The 12,993-nt window shown below is 36.0% G+C and carries 7 protein-coding genes; 5 read left to right on the plus strand and 2 right to left on the minus strand.

Annotated elements, in window-relative coordinates; all coding sequences use genetic code 11:
* Window positions 1–73 precede the first annotated feature (73 nt).
* Window positions 74–883, plus strand: coding sequence for a posphoenolpyruvate synthetase regulatory kinase/phosphorylase PpsR (gene ppsR / locus PX700_RS05240; protein WP_166420827.1), 810 nt, complete (start codon window positions 74–76; stop codon window positions 881–883).
* Window positions 884–945: 62 nt separating this feature from the next.
* Here the strand turns inward: ppsR and PX700_RS05245 are convergent, their stop codons facing one another.
* Window positions 946–2,295 (minus strand): class II 3-deoxy-7-phosphoheptulonate synthase, encoded by a 1,350-nt coding sequence (locus PX700_RS05245; RefSeq protein ID WP_197181427.1) that lies wholly within the window; start codon window positions 2,293–2,295, stop codon window positions 946–948.
* A 981-nt stretch (window positions 2,296–3,276) separates the two neighbouring features.
* On the opposite strand from PX700_RS05245, the gene PX700_RS05250 reads away from it, so the two are divergent.
* Entirely contained in the window at window positions 3,277–4,152 is an 876-nt protein-coding gene (locus PX700_RS05250) for a DNA replication terminus site-binding protein (protein ID WP_197181426.1), read from the plus strand.
* Between the two features lie 69 nt (window positions 4,153–4,221).
* On the opposite strand, the gene PX700_RS05255 is transcribed toward PX700_RS05250, so the two are convergent.
* A complete protein-coding gene (locus tag PX700_RS05255) occupies window positions 4,222–5,436 on the minus strand; it encodes a hypothetical protein (protein WP_024591590.1) in 1,215 nt (404 codons plus the stop codon).
* A 773-nt stretch (window positions 5,437–6,209) separates the two neighbouring features.
* Here PX700_RS05255 and PX700_RS05260 point away from each other — a divergent pair.
* The 3 genes from PX700_RS05260 (at window position 6,210) to PX700_RS05270 (ending at window position 11,979) form a co-directional block, all read left to right on the plus strand.
* Entirely contained in the window at window positions 6,210–7,448 is a 1,239-nt protein-coding gene (locus PX700_RS05260; protein WP_479520062.1) for an AAA family ATPase, read from the plus strand.
* Window positions 7,449–7,463: 15 nt separating this feature from the next.
* Window positions 7,464–8,426, plus strand: a complete 963-nt coding sequence (locus PX700_RS05265; RefSeq protein WP_479520063.1) for a transcriptional regulator — start codon at window positions 7,464–7,466, stop codon at window positions 8,424–8,426.
* 406 nt (window positions 8,427–8,832) lie between these two features.
* Window positions 8,833–11,979 carry a DEAD/DEAH box helicase gene (locus PX700_RS05270; RefSeq protein ID WP_479520064.1) on the plus strand — a complete coding sequence of 1,049 codons (3,147 nt, stop codon included), beginning with the start codon at window positions 8,833–8,835 and terminating at the stop codon, window positions 11,977–11,979.
* Window positions 11,980–12,993: the final 1,014 nt, after the last annotated feature.

Genomic DNA, 12,993 nt, shown 5'->3' on the forward strand with positions numbered 1-12,993 from the left:
ACACTGGCAACAGTCCTCACGTAAACCGTGAGAAACCCATTTTAGGGATTTAAACGCAATAAAAAGGTTAATTATGAGAACTGCTTTTTATATATCAGACGGAACAGCTATTACTTCAGAGGTGTTTGGGCATGCAACTTTGTCGTTGTTTCCTATCGATTTTAATCATAAAACAATTCCATTTGTAGAAACTGAAGAAAAAGCGCACGAAATTAAAGCATTAATTAATGCAACTGCTGCCAGAACAGGCGAAAAACCATTCGTGTTTTTTACTTTTGTAAATCATAGTTTGAGTGAAATTATAAAATCGGCCGATGCGGTTACCTATGATTTTTTAACTACATACAGCGAAAAAATAGAAAAAGAACTCAATGTAGCCCCAGTTCCAAAAATGCACCGTACGCATTCTATTCATGAAAAAAGTTATGATTTTAGAATCGATGCTGTTAACTATGCACTTATGAATGATGATGGCGGCAATATTAAAAACTTTTCTGAGGCTGACATTATTTTAATTGGTGTTAGCCGAAGTGGTAAAACACCAACCAGCTTATATCTAGCGCTGCAATATGGAATAAAAGCGGCTAACTATCCTATTACAGAAGAAGATTTAGATAACGAAGGTTTACCTAAGTGCTTAGTTCCTTATAAACATAAGTTATTTGGGCTTACGATTGACCCTGAAAGACTTGCAGCTATAAGGCATAGACGTATGGCTAATTCTAAGTATGCATCTATTAAACAATGTCGGATTGAAGTGCGTGAAGTAGAAATGCTTTATAAGCGCCATAAAATTGCTTACTTTAACTCTACGCATCATTCGGTAGAAGAGATATCTGCAAAAATCCTGACAGAGACTGACTTAGAACGACGTAAGTACTAACTTACTCATCAAATTAGAAACAAAAAAACCGCAATTAAGCGGTTTTTTAGTATTAATAATTATTATTTACGTGCGTCTTTTAGTAAATCAGCAACTAAAAAACCTAACTCTAATACTTGGTCGGCATTAAGACGTGGGTCACACTGCGTTTTGTAACGCTGTGCTAAGTCATCATCTGATAAACCGTAAGCACCACCAGTACATTCTGTTACGTGTTGGCCTGTCATTTCTAAATGAACACCACCTGCGTATGAACCTTCAGCTTTATGAACTGCAAAGAATTGACTGATTTCGCGCATGATATTGTCGAAGTTACGTGTTTTGTATCCTGACGTCGCTTTTTCAGTATTGCCGTGCATTGGATCAGAGCTCCAAATGACTTTACGGCCTTCTTGCTGAACTCTTCTTACGAGCGCTGGAAGTTTTTCTGGTAGTACGTCTGCACCCATACGTGTAATTAGCGTTAAGCGACCAGGAATATTATCTGGGTTTAATGCATCAATTAAACGAATTAGGTCATCAGGTTCCATACCTGGGCCAACTTTAACACCAATTGGATTTTTAATACCTTTGAAAAACTCAATATGTGCATGGTCAAGTTGACGAGTACGCTCACCAATCCAAACAAAATGAGCAGAACAATCGTACCAGTCACCTGATAGGTGGTCGCGACGAGTAAGTGCTTCTTCGTAACCAAGTAGTAATGCTTCGTGAGATGTATATAAATCGGTTTCTTTTAAGCTTGGCGCTATTGTAGAGTTAATTCCGCACACTTCCATAAACTCGAGTGCGTCTTGAATTTTGTCTGCAAGTTGTTGGTATTTTTCTTTAAGTGGGTTTGCAGCTACAAAGCCCATGTTCCAACGGTTAACCTGATGAAGATCGGCAAGGCCACCTTGTGCAAATGCACGTAATAAGTTTAACGTTGCCGCACTATGGTGATATGCAGTCATTAAACGTTGTGGATCTGGTATACGCGCTTCTTCTGTAAACTCAATATTATTAATGATGTCGCCACGGTAAGATGGTAAAGACACACCATTAATTGTTTCTAAGTCTGCTGAACGTGGTTTAGCATATTGACCGGCCATACGCGCAATTTTAACTACAGGGCATTTACCGCCGTAAGTTAATACAACAGCCATCTGTAAGATAGTTTTGAACGTATCGCGAATGTTAGCGGCATTAAAGTCACTAAATGATTCTGCACAGTCACCACCTTGAAGTAAAAATGCACGACCTTCGCACACGTCTTCAAGTTGTTTAAATAAGCTTCTTGTTTCTTCAGCAAAAACCAAAGGCGGAGCCGTCTTTAATTGGCCTTCAACTGATTTAAGTATCTCTTGATCTGGGTATTGTGGCTGCTGCTGTATTGGCAGCTCTCTCCAGCTATTTGGGTTCCACGATTGCATGTTCTTTCCTCATTCCTACATTACCTGATAAGAAGAAATTACCGTATGCAGGCCCCTATGTTCAAGGACTAAATTCACTATTTACTAATTATTTAGTTATGAGGTAAGTATTTATGAGATTTATAGGCAAATATTGAATTACTGAGACTTGATAAGTTTGTTTTTGAGTAACTTAAAAACATTATAAAACAGTAAGATAAAATACAATTGGTTATATTTTACCTGCTTGGAGATAGAACATAGCATAGTAACCGTAATGAACAGTTTTGATGAGAACACATCATACTTAAACTCAGCCTATTGTAATCTTAACTTTACAGGTAAAATAAACTTTTATTATTGTCAAGTAGGATGTTGTTAAATTGTGTGCTATAGGGTTTACTTAGTTTCATATAATAATGAGGTGAGTCTATTTAAAGTATGCAATTGCTTATGCGCAAGACCTCCTCAATACTGCTCTACTACTCAAGCAAGTATTAAGGGCGAGCAGAGTGTTTCGCTTTCACAGCCTGGCTTAATAGCGATGGTGCACATGTTTTGTTGGTCTGCGGTTTCATCCACTTCCCTACAGTGTTCTTAGCTTTTCTCTTGCCTGATGTCATAGAATAAGCCCTATTATTTCATGGAGTCTATAATTCACAAGCTCTCATTTTTTGAGCTTTTATACAATTGCGTTAAAGGCTTAAATTTAGATATAACGTAATATGCTTTTAATTGTTACCGCCTACCTTTCATTATAGGCTTATTTATTTTCGCTTATTACAATTATTTATTTGCTAAACTACTATTCCTTTAACTCAAGATCATTTATTACTTACACAGTCATTACTTAATTATATTCATTTAGAGCATGCAAAGAACACATCATACTTTTCTTTATTTATATATAAACTTAGCTCTGAGTAGAATTTTATAAAAAATAATCAAATAGCTAAGAAATATGCGATAATCATTTTAAGTAAGATGTGTTCTTGGTGGGTTATGGTAAGTAAAGTTCAAATTAGAAGTCAGTTTGATTTAATGAATGAATTAACGGTGAGGTTAGTTGAAGAGCTTAAAGAATGTGACTATTCAAAAGCTGAATACTATCAACTTCCTGATATTAGTAGTCTTGATGAGAATATTGTTCCTGAGTCAATTATTACCGAAAAAATATCTGGAGACTTAGCACATAGAGCTATTCTTAATTCATTTACCGATATTTATAAAAAAGAAGGCTTAAGTAGCCGCGTATTAAAGCGCCACCCCGGTTTGTTGGTTATAAAAAATGCCAATAAGGAAGCATTAAACAATCGAATAGCTCAAGTAAATAAAGCGAAAGCAGACTTTAAAGCATGCATAGTTGCAATAGATAATAACGATGCTCGTTTTGAAGCAGTTCATAATGCGATGCCTAATTTAATTACACTTGCTGCGTATCGCAAAATTCATTGTGAAAGTGACTCTCCATTTTCTGTTAGATTTACTTGGATGCATAAGCACGCAACAAAAACGCTGACAAAAAAAATGGCTCTCGAAATGCTCGATAAATCGGCCGGTTATCGAAATCCAAGAATGATTGATCAACAAAAATGGCAATCACTTGTAGCTCAAGAACAATTACGGGTTGCTAGTTTAGGTGAAAAGGAAAAACTAAGAATTCGTCGCCCTACTCGTGTAAGCCCACAAGTTAATGTGAGATATACTGCGCAAAACCGCTATCATGTTAGTGCCGCATTGCCCTTTATTTTGATTAATCCAGAACCAGACGTAAAACTAGGCATATTACCTAATTATCAAAAACCCGAAACTCACCCGCGTAAACGCGAGTACGATTTTTTAGTTGATAGGCTATATTTAGAGCAGGTAGACCGATAGTGATTATGTTAAAAAGGCCACAATATGTGGCCTTTTTGGTAATGTGTTTAAGTATTTAAATAATGTTTATTACTTTTCTACTATCTCTTCAATTTTATCTTCATCAATCAACACTGCATTTTCAACAATTCGTTTACCACCTTGAATTTCAATACGTTTATTGTGTTTGTTGAGTGTGAGTATTTCATCACAAAACTGATCTGATGGATGCATTTCGTAAGTGTAATCAATAATATTGCCTGTTTTATCATCTTTTACGTTAGTAATGCTGTATTCTGATATTGCGCCTTTTTCAATCAAGTCTTTCATAGTAGTGGTCATATCACGACGCAGGGCTTTTAATTTATTTTCGGTAATATCATCCGTTGAATAAATAGAGCCGTATTTTTCCATTATAGACAGTAATCTAAAATGATACGTTTTACCTGGCGCAGCATATCGCCAAAGGTGATACAAACGCAGCATCATCCAACGCGATAATCCACGTTTTAATTCTTGAGCACTATTAAAGTAATAACCTTTGTATTCAAGGTTATCAATCATGTTATGAACAAATGCATTTAAACAGGCGACACATTTTACATTGCCCCCCTGACCCTTCTTGCCGCTAAAATGAAGTGACGATAAAAAGTTCATATTTGACTCGTAAAACGAATCATCTATATCAGAATTTTTAGTATCTGTTGCAGAATATTTAAACGAAAGTTTAGAACCTTGCAATGCTTCAAGAGACTCTTTAATTGCAGGGTATGGCATAGATTGCCCTACCGCTTTGAGTTCTTGCGCTAATTCGTTCATAGAAAAAACAACCGCGTATTGAATACCGGACTTAAAATTAATTTTAACTATTTTGCCTTTAGAGGCTAAACGAATAAGTGCACGTTCTACTTTTTCTTCTCTGTCTGATGGCCAAACAAGGTATTCGACGTCTTCGCCATCTTTACGCGTACTTACAACAGCGGGAGTTATTTTTATTTCGCCATCGTATAAAATACCATCTACTTTTTCAGATATTTTACGCGTGATAATTGTTTTTTTAGGTGCTTCTTCAAGTGGTAATTTTTTATAGCCAGAACGTACAAAACGTCCCCACAAATCATAATGATTAAACGTGTTTGAATATGCACGTAATCCATGAGCTGCATTTTCAATAGAAATTCGCACGTCTTTGTTGTCTGTAAATAGTGCTAAACTTTCGTTATCGATTGCACTTTCCACCCCGTGGATTTGGCCCCTAAGTGTATCGGGCAAGTTATCTACCGAGATGTTGACCTTTCGGCTCATTGTTCTTATTTCCATTTTTATTGCGACAGCTCATAACAACACATTAAGCAGCAAAAGTTAAATGTTTAAGTTAGTATAAAAGTGATCTGACTTTAAATAAAAGCCTTAGATCACTATTATACTAAGTGGAGTCTATAACTTCTTATTTCAGATCATAATTATACTAACTGAGCTATTACAAATCTCTTTTTTACTAACTCAGCTGTTATTTTGTCCATTACAATCGCTTTATTTTAAAATTTAGCACGACAAATTCCTGTAAAAATAAATCTCCCTGTGGATAAAGCCTTATCGAGTTAGCATAGATCTGATCTGTACCAAGTACAGATCAGATCTATACTAATCAAACGTCGCTTTTGATGATGACACAAGTGCATAACTTTATAATTTACTTAGTAAAAAACTGATCTACAAGGCTCTTTTTGTTCATAACTTCATGCGCAACCTGTGTATAACTCTATTTTAAAAATAGGCCTTAGTAAAAAGCTGATCTGCAGGTAGATAAAGATCTGATCTTAACCAAGTATAAAGCTGATCTGCTTTTTTAAACATTGTTTATATAAATCATTATGTTATATGCCAATTTAAAGCCCTTAACCTTTATTACCTTATATATTTAACCACCTTTAAACTTCTTTATTTATACTAAGCAATATTAACGGTGTAAAAGTATTTTTGAATGTCTTCTTTTTAAAATGCATGTCGTCTTAAATAGTTGTTTACAGCAAATTGAATGGACATTATACTAACTCCCTAACTTTGAGGAAGAAAGTATGTCTATCAATAATAACGCGTTAAGTACCTACCGGCTTTTAAAAGCAACTGCCGAAGTAGCTGAAAAATCATTAGAAGGTCGTATTCAGCATTATCGTGCTCATCTTAAATCAGAAGAAAAAGAATTAAGAACCTATACGCAAAAAGCAGCTGCCGATTTACTAGGTTGTAATAATCGTACTTTAAAAAGACGTCATGACAATGGCGACTTTGATGATTTAAACATTAAACGCGGTGCTAATGGTCATTATGCTTACACGTTAGTAAACATTTTTGCCATGGCCGATATTATGGATATTAAACCAGATCATCGTACGGGTGATGACAAACTACAAGTTATTGTTATTAATTCTCTCAAAGGCGGCTGTGGTAAAACAACCAGTATGGTTAATATTGCAGCAGCGCTCGCAACAACAAATATTAAGCGCTATCGCATTGGTATTATAGATTTAGATCCTCAAGGTTCTTCTTCAAGCTTTTTTCCTTCAAGTGAACACGATCCAATTACTGTTGGTGATTTAATGCGTGATTGTATAGATTTAGATGAGGGCGAAACATGGCCTGAATTTGTATCTAATTCATTTTTACCAACGCATATCCCAAATATCCGAGTTTTGCCTTCAGGTATGGATGATTTTTACTTTGAGCACGAAACAGCAACATTGCTTAAAGATACCTCAAATTATGAGCAAACTCGTCATTATCATAAATTACTAGAAAAAGTGATTGTTCCTGTTAAAGATGAATTTGATATTATCTTAATTGATACAGCACCTACTCTTAACTTTATGTTTTATAATGCATTAATGGCATCTACTGCTATGTTAATCCCTGTTCACCCAGAAGCTGTAGATTTTGATGCCAACAATAAATACTTAAAACGATTAGGTGAGATTTACCATACTGTAGCGGCATTAGGCCACGAAGGTTGGGACTTTATGCAGTTTTTAGTTACCAACTACGTGAAAGGTAATCACTCACAGCGCGATATCGTTAAAGATGTTCGTAGCGCATTTGGGCGCCAAGTTATGAGCTACCCAATTAATCACAGCTCGGCAATCACAGCAAGCTCATCATCTTTTAACACTATTTTTGATCAAAAAGCGTCAGACAGCTTAGCAAGTCGTGAATCGTTAATGCGCGCCCAAGAAAATATTAAAGATGTCGTCGATGAGCTAGAAATGCTTATTCGTTCAAATTGGCAGTCAACTCAATCAACACTCAATTCTCCTAAGTAAGGATGTTAAATAAAAATGGCTAAAAAACGTAAAAATGACACCCGCTTAGATCCTTTTGCAACCGCTGTAGGTAGCAGTAGCCTTGACGCATTACTAGAACAAGCCAATGCTGGCGATGTAATTAGAATGCCGGCACCGAGCGATCCTGAGCGCCAGATAACGCTTGTTTGTAAAGTGATCTCACACGCTGATATTGAATCTACTACAGGTGTATATGGTAAAAACCGCCGTGTACAGTCACTGCTAAACGAAAAGTCAGTATCAGATATTCTTCCTGCTATTCGTGATGACGGCCGTAATCAGCATCCTGCTCTACTTTGGGATCAAGGTGAAACGAGCTTAGTTTTAGCGGGCTCTCGCCGTCGTATGGCGTGTATTTTAGGTAACGCAGATTATTTAGTGCTTAGTTCAAGCGACTTTACTGAGCAAGATGCTAAAATTTTAGCGGTATCTTCAGATCAGTACATTGCCCCGAGCTTATGGGAGCTAGGACAAGCTTACCAACAAACAAAAAACGAGTTGATTGAACAAGGTAAAAAAGGGTCTTACAGGGAAATAGCCGCCATTGAAGGTGTATCGCACACTGCAATTGCAGATGCCATCAAGGCGTACGAGCAAATACCTGCCGATGTTATTGCGCTTTACCCTACTGCGAACCACGTAGGCCGTGAAGTAGCTAAAAAGCTTGTGAGCGCAAAGGAGCGCGACCAAGAGGCGTTTAATCAACTCGTTTTAGACCTAGCTAGCGATGAAGAGCTAAATGCGATTACAAGCGACGACAAGCGTGCAATGGCAATCACTAAATGCTTAACAGCTGAGCCACAAGTGGCCGTTAAACGTGAAGCTGTACTCGAAAATAAATTTATATCGGTTCAACGTAATTTAAAAAGCGGCGATGTGTCTATTAAAATTGATAATAAAGTGATGACAGACAAACGCTTAGAGCAATTAACTAAGTTATTAACTGCTTTTAATTAGTTAGTTAAATAATGATCTGTCAGGCTTGTTTACTTAGTTAAATAGTGATCTGGCAGATTGTTTTGTTAGTAAAAACCTGATCTTTACTAGCGTAATTCCTCTTCAAACAACCACATTATCTCTTCAAGATCACTTTTTTACTAACTAATCCCCTCTTCTTGGCTGCATTTTCTCGATTTATTATTATTGTTAGTAAAATCGTGATCTGTAATACTTAGATTATTCTTTGCATGTGTATGTAGGGTCTAATATTTTGTGAAATTTTATACGGATTTTTACCTATAAACCGATTTTTTACTAAGCTATCAGCTCCAACCAGTTTATAACTTGTTAATAGTGCTTTAGCTCAGAGCACATAAGGCATATACTGGCAGAATTATTTTTAAAATTTAATGCTTAGAGTGACATGTCTGCTAACTTATCAAAAAATGATTTAATGGCTATTTTTGAAGAAATTAAAAATGAGCAGGCTACCCAGTTTCCTCTGTCTGAACGCTTTATTAAAAAACTTTTCCGTGAAAATGTCCTAGATAAAGGAAAAGAATATTATAAAAAAGGCCAGATCACTTGGTTAGAGCATACGCCTAACTTTTCTGTTGTAGATTCTACTGTTCAAGTGGATAACGGATCATCGTTTAACCAACGTATTGAGATCAGTAAAGTACCCACTGGTTATTCTGTTGATACGCACTGTACATGTAATGCAAAAACCAAATGTCGACACTTAGCCGCTATTTTATTTAAACTTAAAATTGAACATTCTGGTGAGTACGGTGAAGATTACTTTATTAATGATTGGTTTAGTGAATTAAGCGCACTTAAAAGTGGTGAGCAAACCACACCCTCGCAAGTATTATTGTTTGTATTAGATATTGAAAATAACAAAGTATTTTTAACGCCTAAAATAGCGAATGTTGAGACTAAAAAGAATTATACATTAGGTCGAAACCTAACTGAGCAGCAGTTAAATAGTTTTGTAACGCCGAGTGACTTACTCGAAAGTGACTTTAGATTATTTAGTTGGATACGCTCACAAAATGCAGTGGGAAGTATTGAACTAAAAGGCCAATGGGGCTTTAGTGCCCTACAACAACTAATCGCTACAGAACGCCTTTTTTTCCAGCGTTCTCGAGTGCCAATTAAAGCACAATCGGGCCAAACATTAAGTTTTAGTTGGGAGCAAGATAAAGATCTTTCCCAATTAGTTATTAAGCTTGAGCAAACCCAAAACTGGGCTTTATTAAAAACAACACCACCTACTTACCTCGATTTAGATCACTTAAAAGCGGGTCGTCTTCGCACACCATTAAGTGCAGAAGAAATAGCCCATTTACAAACTATGCCTGCTTTGCACGATGCTAATTTTGATCGTATTTACAAACAACTTGCCGATAATTTTGGCGCAGGTGTAATACCTCATCCTACTAACTTGCAGCCAACGTTACCTAAAATCTCTAGTAATGCTGTTTTAAAAGTAACGATGGGCGATCAAGGTTTATCACTTTCGTTATTATTTAAGTATAAAAATAAAAATTATTTAGCGGGTTCTGCACCTGCAAGCACTATTAATAGTGCTTTTGAAAATACAGTAACCAATGAGCTAATAAATCTAGGATTTGAATTTTGTAAAGGGGGTTTACAAAGTGAACTTGTATTTACAAAGCAATCTCCTATCCATTTACATTGGCTTATATACGAAGTATTTCCTGGTTTTAAACAACGTGGTTGGCAGGTAAGTGTAAGTAAAGTAACGAGTCCTAATCCGCAGTGTGAAGTGAGTTTACATGTACACCGCGCTGCAGGGCATCAAATGCACTGTAAAGTACTGCTATGCGATGCAAAAGCAGCGCTTTTATTTACTAATGCAGAACCGCTATATCAGTCGTTAAACCGACAAAGTGAGTTGTTTTACTACTACCCGCTTGGTCGTGAATTTGGAGTTATTAATAAGTCTGCCATAAACTTATTAGATGAATTTAAAGAGCGTTTTGAGTTTGTAAAAACACGGGACGAATTTAATATTCCGCTTTCGTATTTACCAGAGCTTGTAAAGCATACAGCCATAAATGTAGAGTTACATGACGACTCGCTTGAACGATACTTACAAGAGCTAAACAATACCGATACACCAATGCCAAAGGTTTCATTACATGGCTTGAATGAATCGGTAACGCTTCGTGAGTACCAACAGCAAGGTGTTGACTGGCTTAGTTTTTTAAAGCGTCATCAATTAGGTGGTATTTTAGCTGATGACATGGGGCTGGGGAAAACACTCCAAGTTATTGCGTTTTTAGCGAGTACCTTTAACCGTCCGCAAGCAGGCCCTACACTAATTGTATGTCCAACTAGCTTGGTGAGTAACTGGCAAAACGAAATTACTAAGTTTGCTAAAAGTTTAAAAGTGACCACTATTTTTGGATCAAACCGTAACGAACCTTTACAACACTTAGCACAAGCCCAGTGCATACTTACTACATACCCGTTGTTAAAACGTGATATTGCTTATTACTCGCCATTGTATTTTGAAAATATAATTCTAGATGAAGCTCAATACATTAAAAACGATACCGCACAGGTGTCGCGATTAGTGAAACGCTTAAATGCCGACTTTAAACTTTGTTTAAGTGGTACTCCAATCGAGAATAATTTACTTGAGCTTAAATCGTTACTCGATTTTGCTATGCCATCTTTACTTGGTTCTCAAGCGCACTTTAAGCAGCATTTTCAAACGCCCATCGAGCGTGAAGCTGATATGGAAAGAGCTGAGCAGCTAAAAGCGTTAATTATGCCTTTTATAATGCGCCGAACTAAAGCACAAGTAGCGCAAGAGCTTCCCCAAAAAACAGAGCTAACTAAAGAATTTGAGTTTGAACCTAAGCAAAAAGAAATGTATCAAGGCATTACACGTTCATTAGAAGAAAAGCTAATCGACTTATTTGCTGAGCAAGGTGCACAAAAAAGTAAACTTGCATTTTTAGAGGCATTATTAAAACTTAGGCAAATTTGTTGCCACCCTAAATTAATAGATCCAGACACTCAGGCAGGCTCTGCTAAGCTCGAATGGTTAACAACACACTTACCACTTATGTTAAGTCTTGGTCGTAAAATCATTATATTTAGTCAGTTTACATCGGCGCTCGACTTAATAGCCCAACGCCTTGAAGAAATAAATATTAACTTTAGTATGCTTACAGGCCAAACGCGCCACAGAGATAAAGTAATCGACGAGTTTACCACTGGTAAAACATCGGTGTTTTTAATTAGCTTAAAAGCCGGTGGTACAGGCCTTAATTTAACACAAGCCGATACCGTTATTCACTTTGATCCATGGTGGAACCCTGCCGTAGAAAAGCAAGCGACAGATAGAGCTTACCGTATTGGCCAAACTAACCCAGTATTTGTTTATAAGCTCGTAATGAATAATTCAATAGAGCAAAAAGTATTTAAAATGCAGCAAGATAAGCAAGCGCTTGTAGATGCATTATTTACCGATAAATCAATGAGCTTTACTAAATTTGATGAGCAACAAATGTTGTCGCTCATTAAAAATTAAATTGCTCTAAAAAGTTTTCATCTTTTTATGAACTTAATTTAAAAGCGGACGTCTACTATTATGCTTGTTGGTTAATTGCAGTTAGCACAAGCATCATGTTGATTCCCCATTTAGTTACTAATTTTAGTAATGATTAAGCCAGCCCATTTTGAGTTGGCTTTTTTTATGCCTAAAATTTAGTGTTCAATTTTTATTTTATAAATTTTGATCTTTTTATGAACTTAATTCAAAAAGCGGCGTCTACTATTATGCTTGTTGATTAATTGCAGTTAATACAGGTTTTCATGTTGATTCCCCATTTAGTTACTAATTTTAGTAATGATTGAGCCAGCCCATTTTGAGTTGGCTTTTTTTATGCCTAAAATTTAGTGTTCAATTTTTATTTTATAAATTTTGAGCTTTTTATGAACTTAATTCAAAAAGTGGCGTCTACTATTATGCTTGTTGATTAATTGCAGTTAATACAAGTTTTCATGTTGATTCCCCCCATTTAGTTACTAATTTTAGTAATGATTGAGCCAGCCCATTTTGAACTGGCTTTTTTTATGCCCAAAATTTAGCGTTTAATTTTTATTTTAAAAGCTTTGATCTTTTTATGAACTTAATTCAAAAAGTGGCGTCTACTATTATGCTTGTTGATTAATTGCAGTTAATACAGGTTTTATGTTGATTTCCCCTATTTGATTACTAATTTTAGTAATGATTAAGCCAGTTCATTTTGAACTGGCTTTTTTATGCCCAAAATTTGTTTAAATCAGCCCGAATAAAAATAAATGATCTTTCGTAAGTTAATTTGAATTAATTATTTCGTTTCCCGGTCTACTCTAGTGCCCGTTGTTATATAGCTTCACCCAATAATCTTTTTTATTTTGGTGATAATGTATTTAAGTTGCAGCTTGCGCGGGCACATATTGATTTTCCCTTTGATTACTTAATTTAGTAATATTTGACCAGCTTATTTTGAGCTGGTTTTTTTATGTCTGTAATTTCTTTGCTCCCCTACTTCTGTTGCTT

It is taken from the genome of Pseudoalteromonas sp. TP27 (assembly GCF_056470645.1).